The sequence below is a fragment of the Halomonas sp. ANAO-440 genome, assembly GCF_019915905.1.
GTDB classification, from domain to species: Bacteria; Pseudomonadota; Gammaproteobacteria; order Pseudomonadales; family Halomonadaceae; genus Halomonas; species Halomonas chromatireducens.
Genome location: NZ_JAHXBV010000008.1, coordinates 31,196 through 53,521, shown reverse-complemented (window position 1 = coordinate 53,521; position 22,326 = coordinate 31,196). Strand labels below are relative to the sequence as shown.

Below are 22,326 nucleotides of genomic sequence, written 5' to 3'. Positions count from 1 at the left end.
ACCGCATATGGCACTATACGTTCAGAAATTCGGCGGCACCTCGGTGGGCTCCGTGGAGCGCATCAAGGCCGTGGCCGAGAAGGTCAAGGGCTTCCGCGACCAGGGCCACCAGATTGTCGTCGTCCTGTCCGCCATGAGTGGCGAGACCAACCGCCTGATCGGCCTGGCCAACGAAATCAACGACGAGCCGACGCCCCGGGAGATGGACATGCTCGTCTCCACCGGCGAGCAGGTCACCATTTCGCTGCTGGCCATGGCGCTGCACAAGCTGGGCGTGCCTGCGACCTCCTATACCGGCTCCCAGGTGGGCATTCTCACCGACAGCTCTCACACCAAGGCACGCATCCAGCGCATCGAGACTGACGAGATGCGTGAGGACCTGGACGACAACAAGGTGGTGGTCGTCGCCGGCTTCCAGGGCGTCGACGAGGAAGGCAACATCACCACGCTCGGCCGCGGCGGTTCCGATACCACCGGTGTGGCCCTGGCGGCGGCACTCAAGGCCGACGAGTGCCAGATCTACACCGACGTGGATGGCGTCTACACCACCGACCCCCGCGTATGCTCCAAGGCCCAGCGCCTGGACACCATTACCGTCGAGGAGATGCTCGAGCTGGCGAGCCTCGGCTCCAAGGTGTTGCAGATCCGCGCCGTTGAATTCGCCGGTAAATACAATGTGCCGCTGCGCGTGCTGTCCAGTTTCCAGGATGGCCCCGGTACCCTGATCGTTGCTGACTCCGACCAAGACGAGGACTCCATGGAAGAACCGCTTATCTCCGGTATCGCCTTCACCGCCAACGAGGCCAAGCTCACCCTGCTCAATACCCCCGATGTGCCCGGCGTGGCGTCACGGATTCTGGGCCCGATCGCCGATGCCAACATCGAAGTCGACATGATCGTGCAGAACGTGGCGCCGGCAGGCGACTACACCGACTTCACCTTCACCGTGGCCAAGGGCGACTACAAGCAGACGATGAAGATCCTCCAGGAGCAGGTGCTGCCTGACCTGGGCGAGGGCGAGGTGAAGGGCGACGACAACATCGCCAAGGTGTCGCTGGTGGGGGTCGGGATGCGCTCCCACGCCGGTGTAGCTTCCAAGATGTTCCGCGTGCTGGCCGACGAGAACGTCAATATCCGCATGGTTTCAACCTCCGAAATCAAGATTTCGGTGGTTATCGACGAGAAGCACATGGAGCTTGCGGTCAAGGCGCTGCACAAGGCCTTCGGCCTGGACAAAAGCGATATTGAGAGCGAATAGCTCAGAAAGCATCGAGCTTAACCTGTATCTTCTACGCTGGAGGGAGGTCGATGACACCACAACAAATCGACTTCCCTTCAACGCATCCATGGTGTCATGGTGCGCGTCGGTGGTGCATAGTGGTGTCATGCCACATAATATGTTTAGTTTAATGGCGTCGATTGGATCGTCGCGTATCCCGTTGCTAGTCGTCTGAGAAGGAGATCAGTCATGCTCATCCTGACCCGCCGTGTCGGCGAAACCCTGATGATCGGTGATGACATCACCGTGACAGTCCTTGGCGTCAAGGGCAATCAGGTCCGTATCGGTGTCAATGCACCCAAGGATGTTGCTGTACACCGTGAGGAGATCTATCAGCGCATACAGCGCGAGAAGTCTGACGAAGGGGGTGGCGGCGCAGCATCTTGAGAGAGCCATAACGAGACGCTGGCGATTCAGCCCGGAAGAAACAAATCCCTGAATACGCTAGACAAAGCGGCGCAGAGGCGATAGAGTATGCGCCGTGTCGTGAGGGAGAGGTGGCCGAGTGGCTGAAGGCGCTCCCCTGCTAAGGGAGTATGGGGTTTATAGCCCCATCGAGGGTTCGAATCCCTCCCTCTCCGCCATCGCGGCACGTGCCAAGGTATAAGTGGTAGATCGAGCAAGAAGCGTTGGAGAAAGCAACGCGCCCGTAGCTCAGCTGGATAGAGTACCTGACTACGAATCAGGGGGTCGGAGGTTCGAATCCTCCCGGGCGCGCCATGTTGCCAGAGCGCATGATGGCGACATCATCATCGAGTCCTTCGCGTAGAGCTAGTGTTCATGGCCCTGGAGCTGGTGTTCATAGCCCTAATTGGTTTAACGATAAGTGGTTTAGCGATAAGAGACGTAGCACTTATTGAATAGTGCCAAGTAATATCGTGCAAAGCGGCATGAATGTAACAGCACGGTACTACGTGTAACGTTTCAAGTATCAAGGCAAGTCACGGTTATACCGTTCGCGCCCGTAGCTCAGCTGGATAGAGTACCTGACTACGAATCAGGGGGTCGGAGGTTCGAATCCTCCCGGGCGCGCCAGATTCAGACCCGCCCTCCATGTGAGGGCGGGTCTTCTGTTTGTGGCCATTGAGCCAGCCCGCTTCTGCTAGTGGCATCGGCCTGTTCAGGGATGATTGCGCCGGCTGCGATCGTTTGGGGTGACGTTGCCTGTCGACGTCCACCCCTTTTTTATGGTTCGGCTTACACTCACGACTCAAGAGAGACGAGCCCGGACTCAAGCGGGTTCGAGAGCGGTCCTTGCGCCGGGGTCGCCGCAAGCCCGGCGAGCAGAGTATCGAGGTCGGTAATGCGCTTGAGTTGCTCGAAGCGCTGAGCCGCCATGGCATCCCGGTAGCGCATCTGGTTCAGCCACTGCTTGACCAGTGATACCACTACCCGAGCTTGCAGTTTTTCGCGCTGCGTTGCAGCATAGGCGACAAGCATCGCTGCACGGGCCTGCCAACTGGTATCGAGGAGGCGTTCGCCGGTGCATAGCCAATGACGAATGCGGGGTGCCAGCCAGGGGTCCGCAAGGGCGCCACGACCCAGCATGACATCCTGGCAGCCAGATAACGTTCTCGCTTTCCAGTAGTCTTCCAGGCTCCAGATATCGCCATTGGCGACCACGGGTATGCTCAGGTGTCGGCGTATATGTCCGATCCATTCCCAGTGGGCCGGTGGCCGATAGCCTTCGTCGCGGGTGCGGGCATGCACCACGAGCTGTGACGCGCCGCCGTCTTCGGCTGCCCCGGCGCAGGCCAGGGCGAGGCGGCGGTTGGAAAAGCCGAGACGGATCTTGGCTGTTACCGGTATGGCGTGGCCAACCGTGTCATGTACGGCAGCTACCGCCGCGTAGACCCGGCGGGGATCGCGCAGCAGCGAGGCGCCGCCATCATGGCGATTGACCAGCTTGGCCGGGCAGCCGAAATTGAGATCGATGCTGCGCACGCCCAGCTGCAGGGCCTGCCGGGCATTGGCAGCCAAGGCGCTGGGATCGCTGCCCAGCAGCTGCAGATGCACCGGTACACCAGAAGGGGTGCGGGCCGGGAGTCGGGCGAGCTCGGGGCAGATCTTGTGGTAGACCCGTGGCGGCAGGCGGGCATCGACAACGCGCACGAATTCGGTGACCGTCCAGTCGAAGCCGGGCAGTCGCGTTAGCAGGTCGCGGGTGACGGAGTCGATCACTCCTTCCATGGGGGCGAGCCCGATACGGCCCATCTCACGGCCTCCTTGTAGTAAATTAACAACGCTGGCTTCCACCATGGGGCGCTTGCAATCTGTCCTGAGTGTGGCAGTTTAGACGACCGGATTTCTACGCTATACGACCTGATGGCGGCTGTTCGTGGTCAGGTTACGGGAGAAGGCGAATGCAGGATCTGCAGCTGTTACATGACGGTCTGGCCTTGATGGGCGTCGGCATGGGATTTGTTTTTGTTTTTCTTACCGTGCTCGTGCTGACCACAAGCTTGATGTCGCTGGTCATTCGCCGCCTGGCCCCCACACCGCCTGCCGTGCAGCCCGCCGCCGGGAAAGGCGTGGCGCCCACCGCTGACAGGACCGATGATGCCGAACTCATGGCTGTCATCAGCACCGCCGTCCATCGTTACCGCCATCGCCGCTGACTCGCTACTGGCTGAGAGTGCGGCGAGGGCGCGCCATATTACTACATAACTACACTGCCATCTCTACGGGGTCATCGTCATGAGTGAGACCAAGCGCCCGCTGGGCATCACCGACGTCGTGCTGCGCGACGCCCATCAGTCGCTGTTCGCGACCCGCATGCGCCTGGACGACATGCTGCCGATCGCCGAGAAGCTCGACCGTGTCGGCTTCTGGTCGCTGGAGTCCTGGGGCGGAGCCACCTTCGACGCCTGTATCCGCTATCTCGGTGAAGATCCGTGGGAGCGGATACGGGCGTTGAAGGAGGCCATGCCCAATACGCCACAGCAGATGCTGCTACGTGGACAGAACCTGCTGGGCTATCGGCACTACGGCGACGATGTGGTCGACCGTTTCGTCGAGCGGGCCAAGACCAACGGCGTCGATGTCTTCCGCGTGTTCGATGCCATGAACGATCCGCGCAACCTGGAGCGCGCCATCAAGGCAGTGCGCGACGTGCAGGGCCACGCCCAGGGCACGATCTCCTATACCGTCAGCCCGGTGCATACCCTGGACAGCTGGGTGGAGCTCTCCGAGACCATTGCCGACATGGGGGCCGATTCCCTGTGCATCAAGGACATGGCCGGCCTGCTGACCCCCTATGACGCCTTCGAGCTGGTCTCGCGACTGAAGAAGGCGCTGTCGATCCCGATCCACATGCAGTGCCATGCCACCACCGGGATGTCCACTGCCTCGATCCTCAAGGCCGTGGAGGCCGGCATCGACAATGTCGATACCGCCATCTCTTCCATGTCGATGACCTACGGCCATAGCCCCACTGAATCAGTGGTCGCCATCCTGCGGGGCACCGAGCGCGACACCGGCCTGGACCTCGAACTGCTCGAGGAGATCGCCGGCTATTTCCGCGAGGTGCGCAAGAAGTACGCCGCCTTCGAGGGTTCTCTGAAGGGCATCGACTCCCGCATTCTGGTGGCCCAGGTGCCCGGCGGCATGCTCACCAACATGGAAGGCCAGCTCAAGGAGCAGGGTGCCGGCGACAAGCTCGACGACGTGCTGGGCGAGATACCGCGTGTCCGCGAGGATCTGGGCTATATCCCGTTGGTGACGCCGACATCACAGATCGTTGGTACACAGGCGGTAATGAACGTGATGATGGGCGAGCGCTACAAGTCGATCTCCAAGGAAGTCCAGGCGCTGCTCAAGGGTGAATACGGTGCTGCCCCCGCTCCCTTGAACAAGGAACTGCAGCAGCGCGTGCTGGAGGGTGGGGAGCCGATTACCTGCCGTCCTGCCGACCTGCTCGAGCCGGAAATGGAGAGGCTCGCCGCCGAGCTCAAGGAGAAGGCCAAGGCCGAGGGTATCCGCCTCGCTGAGGGCGAGCGCGAGATCGATGACGTTCTCACCTACGCGCTGTTCCCGCAGATCGGCCTCAAGTTCCTCAAGAATCGCGACAATCCCGATGCCTTCGAGCCGGTGCCCCAGGCGGCGGAAGCCCAGCCCGCGGCCAGCCTGCCTGCCACGACGCAGGCCAAGGTGCCGGCGCAACAGGGCGCTGCCCCGGGCGGTCCCGAGACCTACACCGTCAAGGTGAACGGCAAGGCCTATGTAGTGGAAGTGGCCGAGGGTGGCGAAATCGGCGAGGTGTCGGAGCAGGCGGGCGCAGCCCCGGCGCCGGCCACACCGGCCGGGCCCAGCGGCGCGACCATCGCCGCACCCTTGGCAGGCAACATCTTCAAGGTCAACGTCAAGCCGGGTGACGCGGTAAAGGAAGGTGATGTCGTCATCATCCTCGAGGCCATGAAGATGGAAACCGAAGTGCGTGCCTCAAGCGACGGCACTGTCTCCACGGTCAAGGTCAGCGAAGGCGACAGTGTGTCCGTCGGCGACGTGCTCATCGAGCTTTAAGGGTCCACCATCATGGAACATTTATTGACCCTGTGGGAGGGCTCGGGCCTATACAACCTGACCCTCGGCCAGGCGGTAATGATCGCGGTGGGCCTGATCCTTCTTTACCTGGCCATCGCCAAGAAATTCGAGCCGCTGCTGCTGGTGCCGATCGGCTTTGGCGGCATTCTCGCCAACATTCCAGAGGCGGGCCTGGCTATCTCCGCACTGGATCAGGCCATCGAGGTGGCGCGCCCCGCGGTGCTTCACCAGATCGCCTCGGCGCTGGGGGCAACGCTTGACCCGTTGGCCGGCGAAGAAGCCTGGCGGGCCACTCTCAAGGCGCTTATCGACAACGGCGCCGCGCCCGACCAGCTTCGTGCCGCCAAGGACGTGGCGATCAATGTCGGCTATGGCGACGGCCTGCTTTACACGTTCTATACCGTGGCCGTTGCCTCGGGGATCGCGCCGCTGCTGATCTTCATGGGCGTGGGGGCCATGACCGACTTCGGTCCGCTGCTGGCCAACCCGCGTACTCTCTTCCTGGGGGCTGCAGCGCAGTTCGGCATCTTCGCCACGGTGTTCGGCGCGGTGGGCTTGTCGGCGATGGGCTGGATGGACTTCTCCCTGGAGCAGTCGGCCGCCATCGGCATCATCGGCGGGGCCGACGGACCCACCTCGATCTATGTCTCCAGTGTGCTGGCCCCGGAGCTGCTGGGTGCAATCGCTGTGGCCGCCTACGCCTACATGGCGCTGGTACCCATGATACAGCCGCCGATCATGAAACTGCTGACCAGCAAGAAGGAACGCGAGATCACCATGACCCAGCTGCGGCCGGTGTCGAAGCTGGAAAAGATCGTCTTCCCTCTGTTGCTGTTGATGCTGGTGGCGGTGTTCCTTCCAGACGCAGCACCGCTGCTGGGCATGTTCTGCTTCGGCAACCTGATGCGTGAGTGTGGCGTGGTTGAGCGGCTTACCGACACCGCGCAGAACGCACTGATCAACATCGTCACCATCGTGCTGGGGCTCGCAGTGGGCTCGCGACTGATGGCCGAGACCTTCCTTGCCCAGGAAACGCTGGGGATCATGGCGCTTGGCATGGTGGCGTTTGCCATCGGCACTGCGGCGGGGGTGCTCATGGCCAAACTGATGAACGTCATGAGCAAGATGCCTATCAACCCGTTGATCGGTGCCGCAGGGGTCTCTGCGGTGCCCATGGCGGCTCGTGTCGCCAACAAGGTGGGCCTTGAGTCCAACCCGCACAATTTCCTGCTGATGCATGCCATGGGGCCCAACGTGGCCGGAGTCATCGGCTCTGCGGTGGCGGCGGGGGTGATGATCAAGTATCTGGGCTGATTCGTATTCTACGCATGGTGCACCAATGCCAACGGCGCCTCTTCGGGCGCCGTTGGCGTTTCATAACGTCAGCTTGGACTCTACCAGGGCAGTACGGCACCATCCGTGCGCGGCTCGGTGCCGCCGCATAGCACGCCGGTGGCATTATCGCGCAGGATGATCTGGCCACGCCCAAAGCTTAGGGTATCCGCCATCTTGACGATGTCATGGCCGCGCCGCGCCAGCGCCTGGGCGAGGTGGTCGGGAAAGTGCGGCTCTACTTCCACTGTCCTGCCCTTGGTCCATTTCCAGCGAGGCAAGTCCAGCGCTGCCTGGGGATTGAGGTGGTCGTCGAGCATGGCGGTGATCACCTGGACGTGGCCCTGGGGCTGCATGTAGCCGCCCATCACGCCGAACGGCCCCACCGCCTGGTCATCCTTGGTGATGAAGCCGGGAATGATGGTGTGGTAGGTGCGTTTGCCGGGCGCCAGTGCATTGGGGTGCGCCGGGTCCAGGGAGAACCCCCAGCCGCGGTTCTGCAGGCTGATGCCGGTGCCGGGTACTACGATACCCGAACCGAAGCCCTCGAAATTGCTCTGGATGAACGACACCATGTTGCCCTCGCCATCGGCAGTGGCGAGGTAGACGGTGCCGCCCTTGATCGGGTTGCCGTGCTTCGGGTCGAGCGCCTGCTCGCCGATCAGGCCTGCGCGTTCGGCGAGATAGTCGTCGGCCAACAGCTGGTCCACGCTCGGCCCCATGGCATCGCGCTCGGTAACGTAGCGAAGGCCGTCGACGTAGCCCAGCTTGGTGGCTTCGATTCGGCGATGCAGGGTCTCTACTGGGTCACGGCCTTCCTCGCCCATGCGCTCGAGCATGCCCAGCGCCTGCAGGGCGATCAGACCGCTGCCATTGGGCGGTATTTCCCAGATGTCGTGGCCGCGATAACGGGTGCTGATGGGGGTGACCCATTCTGGCTGGAAGGCGGCGAGATCGTCTCGACGCAGGAAGCCCCCGTGCTTGCGAGAAAAGGCATCCATACGGTCCGCCAACTCGCCATCGTAGAAGGCGCGCCCGTGGGAGGAGGCAATTGCCCGGAGGGTGGAGGCCATCTCGCCAGAGCGCCAGACCTCTCCGGCGGCGGGAGCATGGCCGGCTGGTGCGAAATGCTCGAACCAGGGGGCGAACTCAGCGCCGGCGTACTGACCGTATCGCTTGACGGCTGCATGCCATAGTTGGCTGGCTACGGGAGTCACTGCGTAGCCTTGTGTGGCGAACTCGATGGCCGGGGCAAGCAGTTCATCAAACGGTAGCCTGCCGAATCTCTCGGAGAGTTCTGCCCAGGCAGCGGGGGCGCCGGGAACGGTTACCGGAACCAGCCCATGGGCTGGCATCTTGTCGTGGCCAAGCGCCTTGACGGCCTCTGGCGAAATCCCGCCAGGGGCAGGGCCGCTGGCATTGAGGCCATGGAGCTTGCCGTTTACCCACACGATGGCGAAAGCATCGCTTCCGATGCCATTGGAAGTCGGCTCGACCACGGTCAGTGCCGCTGCGGTGGCAATCGCAGCATCCACAGCGTTACCGCCGCGCTTTAGCATGTCCACGCCGGCCTGGGCGGCAAGCGGCTGGGATGTGGCGACCATGCCGCGATGGCCGTAGGTCAGCATGCGTTGCGAAGCCGATGGGTAGAGGTGCGGATCGATATTCATGGTGTCTCCTATTCGAGTGAGGTGTTGATTCGAGAGGAAAAAGCTTTGCGCTGCCTCAAGTAGCTGAGGATGCTGTACACGATGGAGACGACAGCCAGGGTCAGGAGGATGGCGGATATGGGACGGGTAAAGAACAGCGTCCATTCATCGCTGGTCTGAAAGGCACGCCTGAGATTGGTTTCAGCGATAGGGCCTAGCACGACCCCGAGGACAAGTGGAGCGAGCGGATAGTCGAGCTTCCTGAGTACATAGCCAGCCACGCCGACGCAGGCAAGCAGGTATAAATCGGAAATGCGATTGTTCAGGGTATAGGTCCCGATGGCACAGCAGGCCAGTACCACTGGTACCACAATGTACTTGGGGACATTGAGGAGTCGCAGGAAGGCACGCATCAGGATCAGGCCGATGAACAGCATGAATACCGATGCGACTGCCATGGAGATAAACATCCCATAGACAAGGTCCGGGTTGTCGAGAATGAGTCGCGGTCCGACACTGATGCCATGCACCATGATCGCGGCCATCAAAACGGCGTCGGCTGGGGAGCCGGGAATTCCCAGGGCGATAAGGGGAATCAGGCTGCCTCCAACTGTGGAGGAGTTGCCAGACTCCGAAGCCACGACGCCTTCGGGCTCACCGTTACCGAACGTTTCGGGGTGTTTGGATGCACGCTTGGCTTGATCATAGGCCAACAGGTTGGAAATCGAACTGCCTGCCCCGGGCACCGCACCGATGAAGACACCGATCAATGATGAACGCACCACATTGACCGGTTTTAGAATCACGCGCTTCACGGTTTCGAGCAGGTGGGGGCGCATATCGCCGCTGATCAGCGAGCCTGACTGTGTTTTCCCGCCCCGGGCTGGCTCCAGTTCGGAGAGCAGCTGGCTCATGGCGTACATGCCAATCAAAACGACCAGAAAAGGAATGCCGGCAGCCAGGAATTCATGGCCGAATGTGAAGCGTTCACGTCCCATGATGGGGTCAGGGCCGACAGTGGCAAGGCCGATACCAATCAGCCCTGCAATAAGCCCCCGCAGCAGTGAATCTCCCACCAGGCTGGCAATAATCGTCAGGGCGAACACGATCAACGCGAAATACTCCCAGGGCCCCAGTTTGACTGCCATCAGCGCCAGTGGCGGAGCCGCAATGATGAGTATGACGATGGAGATGAGCGACCCCACAAAGGAGGCGAACAGGCCCAGGGAAAGCGCCTTGCCGGGATGACCCTTGCGCGCCATGGGAAAGGCATCAAAGGTGGTCGCAACTGCCGAAGGCGTCCCCGGGATGCCGAGCAATGCGGCACTGAACAGTCCGCCGCTTAGTCCGCCCACGTAAACCGAGAGCATGACCGCGACACCCTGCATTGGCGGCATGGCGAAGGTCAGCGGGAGGGTGAGGACAATGGCCATGGTGATCGTGAAGCCGGGGATAGCAGCTGACACGATACCGGCAAGGGTGGCGACTGCCATGAGGCCCAGGGTGTAGGGGGTCATGATACCACCCAGCGCCAACAGGAAAGCGTCTGTCATGATTTCACCTGATTACCATCTTGCTCTGGGTAGGTAGATGTTGAAAACCTCGGAAAAGAGGTAGTAGGGGCCGGCTGAAAAGACCGCAGCGACAATAAGTGCCAGAGCGAGGGTGGCCAGGCGTTTCGGCGCCATCATGATCTGGGCAGTCGACAGGTACAGGAAGGTGCTGGTCATGAAGCCGAGCCATGGCAGGGTGGCCATGTAGGCAATGAACAGTGCCAGGTTGGCGATGACCATTTTCAGTCTAAGAGTTCGTGCCAGATAGGTTGACCACGTGGTTCTGGGCAGGCCGTGCTTGAAGAGTTCAGTGATGAAGGCAATGGTGCAGAGTACGGCAATGGATAGAAAAATGATGCGAGGAAAGGCGCCTGCACTCATGGGCTCCCAGCGAGAGGCCGGCAGCGAGCCGGCCTTGAGGGACATGAACAGTGCGATAGAGGCTATGACGGCATAGGAGAGAAGCTGCAGCGTGGGCAGCAAGGCTTCCTCTGGGGTTCTTCGTTCCATGCGGGCCTCCCGGAAACGCCCTGCCTCAGTCGAGGAGATGGGCATTGGCCTCAATGGCCTGGTTCATGTTGTGCATGTAGTCGGCATAGTCGGCTCGACCCATGTAGCGAACGGTACCGCCGACATTGGTGACCTGGTTTTGGAAGGACTCGCTTTCGGCAATCTCGGCCAGTGCGCTTTCGAGTGTATCGAGAATCGCCTCAGGTGTGCCCTTGGGAGCCACGAGACCGCGAGTCACCAGGAACTCCAGGTCGTAGCCCAGTTCCTGAAGTGTCGGAGTATCCGGCAGTTCATCAATGCGCTCGGTAGTGGCCACGGCAAGGATGTTGATGTCGCCGTTTTCCACTAAGGAGCTGGTGGACGAGTAGTCCTCGATGGCGACGGTGATGTGGCCGCCGGCCAGTGCGCGCAGCCGCTCACCTGTGCCTTCGTAGCCGACATAGCCGAATTCGGTGCCGGTTGCTTCCTCGAACTGGACGGCCCACAGATGGGGAATGCCCCCCATGGTCACCCCCATACGGTATTCGCCCGGGCTAGCCGTGACATCCTCAAGCAGGTCGTCAAGGGTTTCCCATCCGGTATCGGCATTGACGGCAATGACGGAGTTGATGCTGGTCATCATGGAGATAACGTCGAAGTCATCCCAGTTCAGGTCCGTTACGCCAGAGTGGTGTGCGATCAACAGGCCTTCGTGTATCTGGGTGATGGTGTAACCGTCATTGTCACGTCGAGTGGCTTCTCGCAGGCCAATCGTGCCGCTCGCCCCCGGCATGTTGATGATTGGCACCGCTTCATCCAGAGTTTCCTCGAGGTGCTGCCCGACGATGCGCATCAAGAGGTCGCTACCACCGCCTGGGCCCCAGGGTACGATGAACTCGATGGGCTTTTCGGGATAGCTTTCGGTGGCCATGGCAAAGGGGGATATGGCCAGTGTGACAGCAGTCGTGGATGCTGCGATAAAGGTGTTGAGTTTCATGAAAACCTCGATTTGTCTTTGTTGTGGAACGGTTGATGTCGAGTGGCGGAAAACCGCTAGGTGATGAATAGCCCTCCATAGATCAGTGCGGCCACGATGACGAAGGCCGGATGGGTCTTGAATCGCAGCAGGGCGATGGCAGCAGCGGTGGCGATCAGGCCGGTGTGAAACGCCCCCGAGCTGTGGAGCCCCTCGAACAGGAAACCAAGGGTCAGCGCGGCCATCATCAGCGCTATGACGGGTCTGACCCACTGGCTCATGCGCTGGACGCGGGGTGAATGCCGATGGCGGTAGAGCAGACCCAGCGCGCCCAGCATCAGCAGCAGCGAAGGCGCCACTGTGGCCAGTACCGCGACTGTGGCGCCGCCCACACCGGCCACCTCAAAACCCACGTGGCCTGCCATCTTGGTGGCGATGGGGCTTGGCAGGGCGTTGCCCAGCGCCAGGGTCTCGGCGAATTCCTGGGCATTCATCCAGCCATAGCGGCCGACGACCTCGGCTTCGATCAGCGGAATGATCGCCGGTCCACCGCCGTAGCCGATGATGTTGGGGATGAAGAAGGCCAGGAACAGCTCCCAGTAGACCATCATCCTGCGGCCTCCCGCTTGGGGTTCGGGCGCAACAGCGCCGACGCCAGGATGCCGCCGATTACCCAGCCGGGATGCACGCCGAGCAGGTAGATCGTGACGCCGGCTACTCCCATCATCACGAGGCTCACCGTCCAGCCCAGGGCCAGGCGAGACTTGTTCATGAAGTCCATGGTCAGTTGACCCATCATGACCATGACCACGGGGACGACGGCCTGGCCCATGCCGTGGATCCAGGTCACGTGGCGATAGTTGCTGAAGAGGGTCAGCAGCGCGATCATTGCCACGATCATGGGCAGGATGACGGCGGCAACGGCAATCACACAGCCGGGCACTCCGGCTACCCGATAGCCGATATAGCCGGGCATTTTCGTTGCAATGGGGCCTGGAAGGGTGTTGCCGATGGCCAGGATGTCGGCAAATTCTTCATCGCTCAGCCAGGCATGGCGTTTGACCACCTCCTGCTGCACCAGGGGTATCATTGCGGGACCGCCGCCAAAGCCAAGCAGACCAATGCGGGTGAAGGCCCAGAGCAGGTCCCGAAGCGGCGGCGCGGCGGCGCTCAAGTCAGGCTCCTGGTCAGATGGATCCAAAGAATCAAAATTGATTTTCTCATGGTTAATCTTGTTTTGATAAAAAATCGATTATTGGTCAGGAAATATAGATTGCAAGCCGAAGATGGGTCAAGCTTGCAATAGATTTCGTTTCAGTCACTGGGGAAGGTGAGATGGCGATACCCGAGCGAGCGGGGCGAGAGACGACGTCCAGCCGTATCTACGACATCCTGCGTCAGGACTTGGTAAATGGCCGTTTCGAAGCAGGCGAAAAGCTGGCGATCAGCGCACTGAAAGAGCATTACGCCGTTGGCCTAAGCCCTTTGCGTGAGGCACTCAATCGCCTGGCGGCCTACGGGTTGTTGATTCAGGAGAACCAGCGAGGGTTTCGGGTGCCGAAGATGGATCGTCAAGAGCTCGATGACATAGCTGGCATGCGTCGCGAACTCGAGGGGATGGCGCTGGAGCGGGCGATTGGCCGGGGTGATGCGGAGTGGGAGTCGGAGCTATTGGCGGCAGCCCACCGCCTCAAGCGTGCCGACTTGGCAACAGGCCAGATTGATGAGTGGGAGCAGTTGCATGCACGCTTTCACAGGACCCTAGTGGCTCCCTGTGGTTCGGTGTGGTTGCTGCGCTTCATTGAACAGCTACATGACCAGTTTGACCGTTATCGGAGGCTGGCACCCGAAGCGCCCGATGTGCGTCGTATCCTGGATGCCCAGCACGAAGAGTTGGTGGAGCTGGCGCTGAAACGCAACACTCGGGCTGCACGGGCGGTGATGGAGGATCATGTGCAGCGCTCTTACGAGGTGGCGCTGCAAAGCTTTGCTGAACTCAAATAAGCGCTCTAGAAAACATCATGCGATACGCTCACTCCCATGAGGCTCGGGGCAACCTCCGCCCACCTATTCGGTAGCGGTATCTCGAACCGCTGGCAGGGTCAGATGTACAACGCGCCCGCGCAGCCGGGCTTCGAGCGGCCCGAGGTCGACAGCGGTGTCCCGGGGCCAGCCGACGGTGAGTATGACGCCATCGGCGGCGTACTCTGCGGCGGTTACGGGAACCGCCAGGCTCTCGAGCCAGGTGCGGGCCTCGGCTTCGCCGGCGAAGCCGACCTTGAGTCGAAGCGGGCTGCGTTCGGTGACCTGGTGCAGGGGCAGCTCGACCAGGGCCTGGCTCACTGCCTGTGCATAGGCACGGGCCAGGCCGCCGGTGCCGAGCTTGGTGCCGCCGAAGTAACGTATGACCACGCAGCCGACCTGGCCGAGGCCGGCGCCTTCGAGCACCTGAAACATCGGCCGACCCGCAGTGCCGCCGGGTTCGCCGTCATCGGAAAAGCCAATGGCATTCTGCTCGCCCGGTGGGCCGGCGATAAAGGCGCTGCAGTGATGGCTGGCATTGGGGTGGGCCCGGCGGGCTTCGGCAAGCAGGGCGGTAAAGCTTCCCACCCGGGGTGCATGGCAAATCCAGGTGATGAAACGACTCTTCTCGACCTCGGTCTCGGCTTCCCGGTGGGTACCGGCGGGCAGGTCGGGGACCGGATAGCGCATCAGTGAGTGATCTCGTGCTGGCGCACCACGCCCATGACCATGCCCAGCACCTGGATGTCGCTGTTCTTCAGGTAGATGGGGGGCATGCTCTCGTTGGCCGGCTGCAGGCGGACCCCGTTCTTCTCGATATAGAGTTTCTTCAGGGTGACCTCCTGCTGGTTGATCAGCACCACGGCGGTTTCGCCATTCTCGGCACTCTCCTGGCGCTCGATGATGATCACATCGCCGTCGAAGATGTTGCAGTCGATCATGGAGTCGCCGCGTACGCGCAGAGCATAGGTGTTGCGGCGTACCATGCAGGAGGGCGCATGAATGGCGCCGATGGTAGGGCAGGCCTCGATGGGCATGCCGGCCGAGACGTCGCCCAGCAGTGGTATCTCGACGAGGTCCTCGCCTTCGACGCGGATCCAGGCCTCGGCCATGGGCAGGTTGGGGCGTCGGTGCAGATAGTGCGTGGAAGCCTGTGGCATGTGGCGTTTCCCCCTCTGATCGACCCTGTGGAAATGTACAGGTATCAAGCATCATAGCAGGCGATGCCTCTCAGGCAAGTTCCCCGGTCAGGAGCAAGCCTTGACCTGCGGCAAGAGTGGCGCCGTGACGCAGGCGGATTACTAGTAGCAAAAGGCCTTTCCGTGTAGCATTTCCAACGAATTTACCATTCCTGGAGAGTGCCGTTGAGCCTGCGTCTGCAAGCGCAAAATCTCGCATGTGAGCGTGATGATCGTTGGCTGTTCCGGGGCCTGGACCTGGACATCCGCGCCGGCGAGATCGTGCGGGTGGAGGGACCCAACGGCAGCGGCAAGACGACCCTGTTGAAGATCCTGTCCGGGCAGCTTGCCGACTACGAAGGCGACCTGTTCTGGGATGATCGTCCCATGCGACAGTCGCGGGACTCCTTCCTGTCGAACCTGCTCTACCTGGGGCATGCCCCGGGGGTCAAGGCGGCGCTGACGCCGCTGGAAAACCTCACCTGGTACCAGGCCATGGCGGGGCAGCCAAAGGATGAGGCGGCACGCTATGCGGCGCTGGAGGATGTCGGCCTGGCCGGTTTCGAGGACCTGCCGGCTGGCCAGCTCTCCGCCGGACAGCAGCGCCGGGTGGCGCTGGCCCGGCTGGTGCTCACGCCGCGCCCGCTATGGGTACTGGACGAGCCCTTCACTGCCATCGACCGCGACGGCGTTGCGGCACTGGAGCAGCGACTTGTCGCCCATGCGCGCCGGGGCGGCTGTGTGCTGGTGACCACTCACCACGAGCTGACGCCCTGTGCCGAGCTGCGCCGTATCCGCCTTGGCGGGGGAGGTCTCGATGCCGGCAACTGAAGGGCTGTTGAACAAGGAGATCCCGGTGGACTTTCACGGGGAACCTGGCGGCGGGTTAGCTGTCGCATTCTGGGCAACGCTCAAGCGCGACCTGGTGCTCCTGCTGCGGCGGCGCAGCGAGGTGATGAACCCGCTGGTGTTCTTCGCCATCGTGATCACCCTGTTTCCGATCGGAATCTCCCCCGACCCACAGCTGCTTGCGGCCATTGCCCCGGGCCTGCTGTGGGTGGCTGCGCTGCTCGCGGCGCTGCTGTCCCTGGACAGCCTTTTTCGGGCCGATTACGACGACGGCTCGCTCGAGCAACTGCTGCTGACACCGCAGCCCCTTGCCTTGCTGGCCCTGGCCAAGGTGGCCGTACACTGGCTGCTGACCGGCTTGCCCCTGGCGCTGATGGCGCCAGTGCTGGGCATCATGCTGGCGCTGCCCGCGGGAAGCTATGGCGTGCTGGCGGTATCACTGGCACTGGGCAGTGCCAGCCTCAGCCTGATTGGTGCCATTGGAGCGGCGCTGACGGTGGGGTTGTCCCGCGGCGGTGTGTTGCTGTCGCTGCTGGTCCTTCCCCTATATATTCCGGTGCTGATCTTCGGTGCCGGAGCCGTACAGGCCGCCATCTTCGGCGACGGTGTCATGGCGCATCTGGCAATTCTCGGCGCGCTGTTGGCGCTCGCCCTGATTCTTGCGCCCCTGGCAATCGCGGCATCGCTGCGCATCAGTATCAACGGTTGAGAGGTTGACTAGGCATGTGGGCCTTCATAAACAAGCTGCGTTCCCCCAAGTGGTTCTATGACATCAGCGCCAGGCTCCAGCCCTGGTTCTGGGCGGCGGCGCTGATTCTCATCCTGGTGGGTAGCGTCTGGGGGCTGGCCTTCGCCCCGGCGGACTACCAGCAGGGCAACAGCTTCCGCATCATCTACGTCCATGTGCCGGCCGCCTTCCTGGCGCAGTCGATCTTCGTGTCCATGGCCATCTCGGCGCTCGCCTTCATGGTCTGGAAGATCAAGATCTGCGACATGGCGGCCGCAATGATGGCGCCGCTGGGGGCGGCCATGACCTTCATCGCGCTCTTTTCCGGCGCCGTCTGGGGCGTCCCCACCTGGGGAACCTGGTGGATGTGGGATGCGCGCCTGACCTCGATGCTTATCCTGCTGTTCCTCTACCTGGGCGTCATCGCCCTGCGCGGCGCCTTTACCAGTCGCGACAGCGCCTCACGGGCGGCCTCCGTGCTGGCCATGGTGGGGGTCATCAATATCCCCATCATCAAGTATTCGGTCGACTGGTGGTACACCTTGCACCAGCCGGCGACCTTCACCATTACCGGCCGTGCCGCCATGCCCATGGAAATGTGGCTGCCGCTGCTGATCATGGTGCTGGGTTTCTACAGTTTCTTCATCGCCCTGACGCTGATGCGCACCCGTAGCGAGATACTGCGCCGGGAAGCCAACAAGCGCTGGGTGCGCGAACTGGCCGGGGAGGCGCCGTAATGTTCTTCGACAGTTTTTCGGAACTCTTTGCCATGGGTGGCCATGCCCCCTATGTCTGGGCAGCCTGGGGCGTTACTGCCGTACTGCTCTTGGGAGCCGTGATACATGCTCGCGCCGAGCGCCGTCAGCTGCTGAATCAACTGCAGCGTCGCGTCCGTCGCGAAAGTCGCCTGGCGGGCCGTTCCGCCGAGGCGCAACCGATTCAAACTAGCAGGGGTGGAGGCACCAATGAGGCCTAAGCGTAAGCAGAAACTGTTCATGGTACTGGGGCTCGTGTCGCTCTCGGCGATCGCCATAGGGCTGACGCTCTATGCGCTTCGAGCCAATATCAACCTCTTCTTCAGCCCGATCGAGATCGCGGCGGGGGACGCGCCCTTTGAGCGCCAGATCCGTGCCGGCGGCATGGTCAGGGAGGGCAGCGTGGAGCGTAACCCGGATAGCCTGGACGTGGAGTTCACTGTCACCGACTATGTCGAGGACCTGCGTGTCTCCTACAGTGGTATCCTTCCCGACCTGTTTCGCGAGGGCCAGGGTGTGGTAGTCGTCGGTCAGTTGAAGCAGGATGGCATGTTCCGTGCTGACCAGGTGCTCGCACGCCACGACGAGAACTACATGCCGCCCGAGGTGGCCGACGCGCTTGAGGCGGCCGGCTATTCTCCCGCCGACTTCCAGACCAAGGCCGCCAAGGTGGCAAAGCGCGTCGAGGAACAGGAGTCAGGCGAAGGCGATAGCCAGAGTCAAAGCCAGAGCCAGTACTGATCCGGAGTAACCATGTCGATCCAGATGATTCCCGAAATCGGCCATTTCGCCCTGGTCATCGCCCTGTTGCTGGCGGTGGCCCAGACGGCAATGCCTCTGGCCGGTGCCACGCTGCGCCGGCCGCTGCTGATGGCCTATGCCCGCCCCATGGCAAGCGGACAGTTCCTGTTCGTGGCGATTGCCTATGCCGCACTCACGGCGAGCTACATGCTGGACGATTTCAGCGTGGCCAACGTGGCCAACAACTCCAACTCCATGCTGCCCTGGTACTACAAGTTCAGCGCCGTATGGGGCAACCATGAAGGTTCGGTGCTGCTGTGGAGCCTGATGCTGGCCGGCTGGGGCTTCTTTGCCGGCCGCTACTCCCGTGAGCTGCCGCGCGATATGGTGGCCCGGGTCCTCGGTGTGCTGGGGGCGGTCTGTGTCGGCTTCCTGCTGTTCATCCTGATCACCTCCAACCCCTTCGAGCGGCTGCTGCCCCACGTGCCCCAAGATGGCGCCGACCTCAATCCGCTGCTGCAGGACATCGGTCTGATCCTGCATCCGCCGATGCTTTACATGGGGTACGTCGGTTTCTCGGTGGTCTTCGCCTTTGCCATCGCTGCACTGCTGGGTGGTCGCCTGGATGCCGCCTGGGCCCGTTGGGCGCGGCCCTGGACCAATCTGGCCTGGGCATTCCTGACCATCGGTATTGCCCTGGGCAGCTGGTGGGCCTACTACGAACTCGGCTGGGGCGGCTGGTGGTTCTGGGACCCCGTCGAGAATGCCTCGCTGCTGCCATGGCTGACGGGCACCGCCCTGATGCACTCCCTGGCGGTGACCGAGAAGCGCGGCTCCTTCAAGAGCTGGACGCTGCTGCTGGCGATCACCACCTTTTCGCTGTCGCTGCTGGGCACCTTCCTGGTGCGCTCGGGGGTGCTGACGTCGGTACACGCCTTCGCCAACGATCCGTCCCGCGGCTTCTTCATCCTGGTGTTGCTGGGTATCACCGTGGGGATATCGCTGCTGATCTTCGCCCTGCGCGCGCCGCGGGTCAGCCACAAGACCAGCTTCAACTGGCTTTCCCGTGATGCCCTGCTGCTGATCAACAACATCATGCTGGTGATCATCACCGTCACCGTACTGATGGGTACCGTCTATCCGCTGCTGCTCGACGCCCTCAACCTGGGCAAGATCAGCGTGGGCCCCCCGTACTTCAACGCCCTGTTCGTGCCGCTCACGGTGATCATGTGCATCTTCATGGGACTCGGCCCCATCGCACGCTGGAAGCAGACCGAGGTCCGCTCGCTGGTCAAGCGGCTCTGGCTCGCCGGTGTCGCAGCGCTGGTGATCGGCGTCACCATGCCCTTCATCTTCGGGCAGGAGTGGAACGCCTGGGTCGCTATCGGCCTGGTAACCGCCATGTGGATCGTGCTGCCGATGTTCCGGGACATCTATGAAAAGACCCGGCATGCATCGACGCGCATCGCCGGACTCAAGAAGCTGTCCCTGGCCTACTGGGGCATGCAGCTTGGCCACCTTGGCGTGGCGGTGACCATCATCGGCGTGGCGGTGGTCTCCAACTACAACATCGAGCGCAACGTGCGCATGGGCGTGGGGGACAGCGCCCAGGTCGCGGGCTACACCTTCACCATGACCGAGCTCACCAGCCGTCGCGGCGCCAATTTCCTGGCCGACCGGGCGGTGATCGAGGTTCAGCGTGATGGCAGCAGCCGCAGCTTCACCATGAACCCCGAAAAGCGCCTCTACATCGCCCGCGGCATGCCCATGACCCAGGTCGCGCTGCGCCCCGGCCTGTTCCGTGACCTCTACGTGGCCATGGGCGAGGACCTCGGCGACAACACCTGGGCGATGCGGGTGCAGTACAAGCCCTTCGTGCGCTGGCTCTGGCTGGGTGGCCTGCTGATGGCCGGTGGCGGCATCCTTGCAGTGGCCGATCGCCGCTATCGGCGCCTGGCCACGTCGGAGGATCCGGAAATGGCACCGGGGCCCGCGGCGTCGAAGGAGGCCACGGCATGACGCGGCGCCTGATACTGCTGTTGCCACTGATCGGCTTCCTGGTGCTGTCGGTGTTTCTCTACCAGGGGCTGTCGCTGAACCCGTTCCACCGCGACTCCGCGCTGATGGCCCGGGACTTCCCGGCCTTCAACAAGGAAACCCTGAAGGATCCGGAGCAGCGGGTGGATGAGTCGCTGTTCCTAGGCCAGGTCACCCTGGTGAACGTCTGGGGCGAGTGGTGCCCGGAGTGCAAGCGCGAGATGCCCCAGCTGCTCGACCTGGCCGATCGCGGCATCCGCCTGGTGGGGATCAGCTACAAGGACACCCGTGAGAAGGGCATGGGTTTCCTGCAGGACTTCGGCGACCCCTTCGAAGTCAATATCTTCGATCCGGAAGGCGACCTGAGCTTCGAGCTCGGTGTCTACGGGGCGCCCGAGACCTTCCTGGTGGATCGCGACGGTATCATCCGCTATCACCACACCGGCTATATCTCGCCGGAAGACATTCGTAAACACATCCTGCCGGAGGTGGGAAAATGGCAGTGATTCGACTGACCCTCACTGGTTTCTTTTTGCTGCTGATGGCCGGCATGGTGCATGCCGGAGCCATCGAGGTAAGAGAATTCGACGACCCGGTCATGGAGCAGCGCTATCGTAGCCTGACCGCCTCGCTGCGTTGTCCGACCTGCGAGAACCAGGCCATCAACGACTCCGACGCGCCGGTCTCCCGGGACATGCGTGACCGGGTCTACGAAATGCTGATGGCCGATAGGGCAGACATGGAAATTCGCGACCACATGGTCGAGCGTTTCGGCAACTATGTGCTCTACAACCCGCGCCTGGAAGGCCGTACCTACCTGCTGTGGGGGCTGCCGGCCGGGCTGGTGGTACTGGGCGGCATTCTGGTGGTGCTGGTGGTGCGCGCCCGGCGCAATGCCTCGGCCCGTGCCCTGAGCGACGAAGAGCGTGCGCGTCTCGACGCCCTGATCAACCGCGGGAGAACCCCATGAGTCTGTTGTGGCTTGCCTTTGCTCTTCTCCTGCTGCCGGCGCTGTGGTTTCTGGTGGCTCCTCTGCGGCGGGCGCGCCTGGTATACGATGCCCAGGTCAGCTTCGAGGAAAACGACAAGTCCGCGGAACAGAACGTGGCGATCTATCGCCGCCGCCTGGCCTCGCTGGAAGCGGCGCTGGAGCGGGGCGATATCGACCAGGCCCGTTTCGAGGAGGATCGCCTGGAGCTCGATCGCAGCCTGCTGGAGGATACCGAGGACCTTAAGCGTTCTCCGTTGCACTCGCCCGCCTCCGGCCGTCTTGTCGTCCCGCTGGTGGCGGTGGCGGTGGTGATCGGGTCGGTGGCCTGGTACCTGCAGCACGGCGCCGAAGGCGACCTGGCAATCTACGAGGCCTTCCAGGAGAGCGACTCCATGCCGACGCTGGTGGAGCGCCTGGAACAGCAGGCAGAGCGCCAGCCGAACAACCCCAATGTCTGGGCCTCTCTCTACCCCATCTACCGCGATTCCGGTCAGGGCACCGCGGCACTGAATGCGCTGGAGAACCTGATCGAACTCGAGGGGCGGCAGGCCTCGCTGCTGGCGCAGAAGGCCCAGTTGAAGTTCTTCATGGCCAACCGCAGTGTCACCGGCGAAGTGCAGGCACTGGTCGACGAGACCCTGGAGCGTGACCCCCGCGAGCCCACCATCCTCGGCATGCTTGGGGTCCAGGCGTTCGACGGCGGTGATTACGAGCTGGCCATCGATCGCTGGCGTCGCGCTATCGCCGGCATGTCAGACTCCAGCTCCTCGGAAGCCCTGCGGGAAGGCATTCGCATCGCCCAGCAGCGCCTCGGCGTTGCCCCGGAAGAGCAGGAGCCCATCGCCCAGGGGCCCGGCATCCACGTCAGTGTTCGCCTGGACGAGAGCCTGCAGGGAATGCTCGATGACGATACTCGTGTCTTCATCATTGCCCGCGACATGGCAGGTGAGCTACCCCCGCTGGCCGTGGCCCGTGTCACGCTCGGCGACCTGCCCACGAGCCTGGTGCTCGACGACCGCCATGCCATGTCCGATGAAGCGAGCCTGTCGCAGGTGAGCGAGGCCAGGCTGCTGGTACGCGTTACCTCCAGCGGCGACGCCACGCCGGCACCCGGGGACATGTTCGGTGATCTCGATGGGGTCGCCGTGGGCAGCGTCGACGGTGAACCCACGGAGGTTGTCATCGACCGTCTCGTCGAGTAGTCGG

General features: G+C 62.4%; 24 protein-coding genes and 3 tRNA genes. 18 read left to right on the top strand and 9 right to left on the bottom strand.

The annotated features are described in order from the left end of the window. Nucleotides 1-7 precede the first annotated feature (7 nt). From KZO25_RS07350 to KZO25_RS07330, 5 genes are all read left to right on the top strand, one after another. The gene (locus KZO25_RS07350) at nucleotides 8-1,258 is read left to right on the top strand and encodes an aspartate kinase (protein ID WP_066450799.1); all 1,251 of its coding nucleotides are present in this window, start codon (nucleotides 8-10) and stop codon (nucleotides 1,256-1,258) included. 210 nt (nucleotides 1,259-1,468) lie between these two features. Then, nucleotides 1,469-1,666, top strand: coding sequence for a carbon storage regulator CsrA (gene csrA / locus KZO25_RS07345; protein WP_066450796.1), 198 nt, complete (start codon nucleotides 1,469-1,471; stop codon nucleotides 1,664-1,666). A 104-nt stretch (nucleotides 1,667-1,770) separates the two neighbouring features. After that, nucleotides 1,771-1,863, top strand: a tRNA-Ser gene (locus KZO25_RS07340). A gap of 59 nt (nucleotides 1,864-1,922) precedes the next feature. Further along, nucleotides 1,923-1,999: transfer RNA gene (locus tag KZO25_RS07335), tRNA-Arg, on the top strand. 238 nt (nucleotides 2,000-2,237) lie between these two features. Continuing rightward, nucleotides 2,238-2,314 (top strand) — tRNA-Arg (locus KZO25_RS07330). A 168-nt stretch (nucleotides 2,315-2,482) separates the two neighbouring features. Here the strand turns inward: KZO25_RS07330 and KZO25_RS07325 are convergent. Further along, nucleotides 2,483-3,493 carry a tRNA dihydrouridine synthase gene (locus tag KZO25_RS07325; protein WP_262488894.1) on the bottom strand — a complete coding sequence of 337 codons (1,011 nt, stop codon included), beginning with the start codon at nucleotides 3,491-3,493 and terminating at the stop codon, nucleotides 2,483-2,485. A 149-nt stretch (nucleotides 3,494-3,642) separates the two neighbouring features. Here KZO25_RS07325 and KZO25_RS07320 point away from each other — a divergent pair, with 149 nt between their 5' ends. From KZO25_RS07320 to KZO25_RS07310, 3 genes are all read left to right on the top strand, one after another. Next, nucleotides 3,643-3,897, top strand: coding sequence for an OadG family protein (locus KZO25_RS07320; RefSeq protein ID WP_066450788.1), 255 nt, complete (start codon nucleotides 3,643-3,645; stop codon nucleotides 3,895-3,897). 79 nt (nucleotides 3,898-3,976) lie between these two features. Continuing rightward, on the top strand, nucleotides 3,977-5,800 hold the full coding sequence (oadA, locus tag KZO25_RS07315; RefSeq protein ID WP_223136459.1) for a sodium-extruding oxaloacetate decarboxylase subunit alpha: 1,824 nt from the start codon (nucleotides 3,977-3,979) through the stop codon (nucleotides 5,798-5,800). 12 nt (nucleotides 5,801-5,812) lie between these two features. Then, nucleotides 5,813-7,135 (top strand): sodium ion-translocating decarboxylase subunit beta, encoded by a 1,323-nt coding sequence (locus KZO25_RS07310; RefSeq protein WP_066450782.1) that lies wholly within the window; start codon nucleotides 5,813-5,815, stop codon nucleotides 7,133-7,135. An 80-nt stretch (nucleotides 7,136-7,215) separates the two neighbouring features. Here the strand turns inward: KZO25_RS07310 and KZO25_RS07305 are convergent, their stop codons facing one another. Genes KZO25_RS07305 through KZO25_RS07280 form a run of 6 tightly spaced genes read right to left on the bottom strand, consistent with a single transcriptional unit; the run spans nucleotide 7,216 to nucleotide 12,994 of the window. Then, complete coding sequence (locus KZO25_RS07305) at nucleotides 7,216-8,823, bottom strand: gamma-glutamyltransferase family protein (protein WP_223136458.1); 1,608 nt, start codon at nucleotides 8,821-8,823, stop codon at nucleotides 7,216-7,218. An 8-nt stretch (nucleotides 8,824-8,831) separates the two neighbouring features. Beyond that, nucleotides 8,832-10,355, bottom strand: coding sequence for a tripartite tricarboxylate transporter permease (locus KZO25_RS07300; RefSeq protein ID WP_223136457.1), 1,524 nt, complete (start codon nucleotides 10,353-10,355; stop codon nucleotides 8,832-8,834). 12 nt (nucleotides 10,356-10,367) lie between these two features. After that, entirely contained in the window at nucleotides 10,368-10,865 is a 498-nt protein-coding gene (locus KZO25_RS07295; protein WP_223136456.1) for a tripartite tricarboxylate transporter TctB family protein, read from the bottom strand. A 25-nt stretch (nucleotides 10,866-10,890) separates the two neighbouring features. After that, the gene (locus KZO25_RS07290; RefSeq protein ID WP_223136455.1) at nucleotides 10,891-11,841 is read right to left on the bottom strand and encodes a tripartite tricarboxylate transporter substrate binding protein; all 951 of its coding nucleotides are present in this window, start codon (nucleotides 11,839-11,841) and stop codon (nucleotides 10,891-10,893) included. Nucleotides 11,842-11,897: 56 nt separating this feature from the next. After that, nucleotides 11,898-12,428 (bottom strand): chromate transporter, encoded by a 531-nt coding sequence (locus tag KZO25_RS07285; RefSeq protein ID WP_223136549.1) that lies wholly within the window; start codon nucleotides 12,426-12,428, stop codon nucleotides 11,898-11,900. After that, the gene (locus KZO25_RS07280; RefSeq protein ID WP_262488893.1) at nucleotides 12,428-12,994 is read right to left on the bottom strand and encodes a chromate transporter; all 567 of its coding nucleotides are present in this window, start codon (nucleotides 12,992-12,994) and stop codon (nucleotides 12,428-12,430) included. Before KZO25_RS07280 ends, KZO25_RS07285 begins: the two co-directional genes overlap by 1 nt. Nucleotides 12,995-13,155: 161 nt before the next feature. On the opposite strand from KZO25_RS07280, the gene KZO25_RS07275 reads away from it, so the two are divergent. Beyond that, nucleotides 13,156-13,824, top strand: a complete 669-nt coding sequence (locus KZO25_RS07275) for a GntR family transcriptional regulator (RefSeq protein WP_223136454.1) — start codon at nucleotides 13,156-13,158, stop codon at nucleotides 13,822-13,824. Nucleotides 13,825-13,887: 63 nt separating this feature from the next. Here the strand turns inward: KZO25_RS07275 and KZO25_RS07270 are convergent, their stop codons facing one another. Then, complete coding sequence (locus KZO25_RS07270; RefSeq protein WP_223136453.1) at nucleotides 13,888-14,532, bottom strand: IMPACT family protein; 645 nt, start codon at nucleotides 14,530-14,532, stop codon at nucleotides 13,888-13,890. Beyond that, nucleotides 14,532-15,002 carry a LexA family protein gene (locus KZO25_RS07265; protein WP_066450727.1) on the bottom strand — a complete coding sequence of 157 codons (471 nt, stop codon included), beginning with the start codon at nucleotides 15,000-15,002 and terminating at the stop codon, nucleotides 14,532-14,534. The genes KZO25_RS07270 and KZO25_RS07265 overlap by 1 nt, the downstream gene beginning before the upstream one ends. Before the next feature lie 204 nt (nucleotides 15,003-15,206). Here KZO25_RS07265 and ccmA point away from each other — a divergent pair, with 204 nt between their 5' ends. Genes ccmA through ccmI form a run of 9 tightly spaced genes read left to right on the top strand, consistent with a single transcriptional unit; the run spans nucleotide 15,207 to nucleotide 22,322 of the window. After that, entirely contained in the window at nucleotides 15,207-15,851 is a 645-nt protein-coding gene (gene ccmA, locus KZO25_RS07260) for a cytochrome c biogenesis heme-transporting ATPase CcmA (RefSeq protein ID WP_066450726.1), read from the top strand. Next, nucleotides 15,838-16,578: a heme exporter protein CcmB gene (gene ccmB, locus KZO25_RS07255; protein ID WP_066450724.1), complete on the top strand. Its 741-nt coding sequence runs from the start codon at nucleotides 15,838-15,840 to the stop codon at nucleotides 16,576-16,578. Before ccmA ends, ccmB begins: the two co-directional genes overlap by 14 nt. A 14-nt stretch (nucleotides 16,579-16,592) precedes the next feature. Next, a complete protein-coding gene (locus KZO25_RS07250; protein ID WP_223136452.1) occupies nucleotides 16,593-17,333 on the top strand; it encodes a heme ABC transporter permease in 741 nt (246 codons plus the stop codon). Continuing rightward, nucleotides 17,333-17,572 carry a heme exporter protein CcmD gene (gene ccmD, locus KZO25_RS07245; protein ID WP_066450721.1) on the top strand — a complete coding sequence of 80 codons (240 nt, stop codon included), beginning with the start codon at nucleotides 17,333-17,335 and terminating at the stop codon, nucleotides 17,570-17,572. Before KZO25_RS07250 ends, ccmD begins: the two co-directional genes overlap by 1 nt. Beyond that, nucleotides 17,562-18,092, top strand: coding sequence for a cytochrome c maturation protein CcmE (gene ccmE / locus KZO25_RS07240; protein ID WP_066450719.1), 531 nt, complete (start codon nucleotides 17,562-17,564; stop codon nucleotides 18,090-18,092). Before ccmD ends, ccmE begins: the two co-directional genes overlap by 11 nt. Before the next feature lie 12 nt (nucleotides 18,093-18,104). Further along, nucleotides 18,105-20,111, top strand: a complete 2,007-nt coding sequence (locus KZO25_RS07235) for a heme lyase CcmF/NrfE family subunit (RefSeq protein ID WP_066450717.1) — start codon at nucleotides 18,105-18,107, stop codon at nucleotides 20,109-20,111. Continuing rightward, nucleotides 20,108-20,635 carry a DsbE family thiol:disulfide interchange protein gene (locus tag KZO25_RS07230; RefSeq protein ID WP_223136451.1) on the top strand — a complete coding sequence of 176 codons (528 nt, stop codon included), beginning with the start codon at nucleotides 20,108-20,110 and terminating at the stop codon, nucleotides 20,633-20,635. Before KZO25_RS07235 ends, KZO25_RS07230 begins: the two co-directional genes overlap by 4 nt. Next, the gene (locus KZO25_RS07225) at nucleotides 20,626-21,099 is read left to right on the top strand and encodes a cytochrome c-type biogenesis protein (protein WP_223136450.1); all 474 of its coding nucleotides are present in this window, start codon (nucleotides 20,626-20,628) and stop codon (nucleotides 21,097-21,099) included. The genes KZO25_RS07230 and KZO25_RS07225 overlap by 10 nt, the downstream gene beginning before the upstream one ends. Next, the gene (gene ccmI, locus KZO25_RS07220; protein ID WP_223136449.1) at nucleotides 21,096-22,322 is read left to right on the top strand and encodes a c-type cytochrome biogenesis protein CcmI; all 1,227 of its coding nucleotides are present in this window, start codon (nucleotides 21,096-21,098) and stop codon (nucleotides 22,320-22,322) included. The genes KZO25_RS07225 and ccmI overlap by 4 nt, the downstream gene beginning before the upstream one ends. Nucleotides 22,323-22,326: the final 4 nt, after the last annotated feature.

Bases quoted from the DNA above. Each gene is read 5' to 3' on its own strand.
- KZO25_RS07265 (WP_066450727.1), bottom strand. From the start codon at position 15,002: ATGCCACAGGCTTCCACGCACTATCTGCACCGACGCCCCAACCTGCCC.
- KZO25_RS07285 (WP_223136549.1), bottom strand. From the start codon at position 12,428: ATGGTCTACTGGGAGCTGTTCCTGGCCTTCTTCATCCCCAACATCATC.
- KZO25_RS07300 (WP_223136457.1), bottom strand. From the start codon at position 10,355: ATGACAGACGCTTTCCTGTTGGCGCTGGGTGGTATCATGACCCCCTAC.
- KZO25_RS07350 (WP_066450799.1), top strand. From the start codon at position 8: ATGGCACTATACGTTCAGAAATTCGGCGGCACCTCGGTGGGCTCCGTG.
- csrA (WP_066450796.1), top strand. From the start codon at position 1,469: ATGCTCATCCTGACCCGCCGTGTCGGCGAAACCCTGATGATCGGTGAT.
- KZO25_RS07230 (WP_223136451.1), top strand. From the start codon at position 20,108: ATGACGCGGCGCCTGATACTGCTGTTGCCACTGATCGGCTTCCTGGTG.
- ccmE (WP_066450719.1), top strand. From the start codon at position 17,562: ATGAGGCCTAAGCGTAAGCAGAAACTGTTCATGGTACTGGGGCTCGTG.
- oadA (WP_223136459.1), top strand. From the start codon at position 3,977: ATGAGTGAGACCAAGCGCCCGCTGGGCATCACCGACGTCGTGCTGCGC.
- KZO25_RS07305 (WP_223136458.1), bottom strand. From the start codon at position 8,823: ATGAATATCGATCCGCACCTCTACCCATCGGCTTCGCAACGCATGCTG.
- KZO25_RS07290 (WP_223136455.1), bottom strand. From the start codon at position 11,841: ATGAAACTCAACACCTTTATCGCAGCATCCACGACTGCTGTCACACTG.
- KZO25_RS07325 (WP_262488894.1), bottom strand. From the start codon at position 3,493: ATGGGCCGTATCGGGCTCGCCCCCATGGAAGGAGTGATCGACTCCGTC.
- KZO25_RS07235 (WP_066450717.1), top strand. From the start codon at position 18,105: ATGTCGATCCAGATGATTCCCGAAATCGGCCATTTCGCCCTGGTCATC.
- ccmB (WP_066450724.1), top strand. From the start codon at position 15,838: ATGCCGGCAACTGAAGGGCTGTTGAACAAGGAGATCCCGGTGGACTTT.
- KZO25_RS07310 (WP_066450782.1), top strand. From the start codon at position 5,813: ATGGAACATTTATTGACCCTGTGGGAGGGCTCGGGCCTATACAACCTG.
- KZO25_RS07270 (WP_223136453.1), bottom strand. From the start codon at position 14,532: ATGCGCTATCCGGTCCCCGACCTGCCCGCCGGTACCCACCGGGAAGCC.
- KZO25_RS07320 (WP_066450788.1), top strand. From the start codon at position 3,643: ATGCAGGATCTGCAGCTGTTACATGACGGTCTGGCCTTGATGGGCGTC.
- ccmI (WP_223136449.1), top strand. From the start codon at position 21,096: ATGAGTCTGTTGTGGCTTGCCTTTGCTCTTCTCCTGCTGCCGGCGCTG.
- KZO25_RS07295 (WP_223136456.1), bottom strand. From the start codon at position 10,865: ATGGAACGAAGAACCCCAGAGGAAGCCTTGCTGCCCACGCTGCAGCTT.
- KZO25_RS07225 (WP_223136450.1), top strand. From the start codon at position 20,626: ATGGCAGTGATTCGACTGACCCTCACTGGTTTCTTTTTGCTGCTGATG.
- KZO25_RS07250 (WP_223136452.1), top strand. From the start codon at position 16,593: ATGTGGGCCTTCATAAACAAGCTGCGTTCCCCCAAGTGGTTCTATGAC.
- KZO25_RS07275 (WP_223136454.1), top strand. From the start codon at position 13,156: ATGGCGATACCCGAGCGAGCGGGGCGAGAGACGACGTCCAGCCGTATC.
- ccmD (WP_066450721.1), top strand. From the start codon at position 17,333: ATGTTCTTCGACAGTTTTTCGGAACTCTTTGCCATGGGTGGCCATGCC.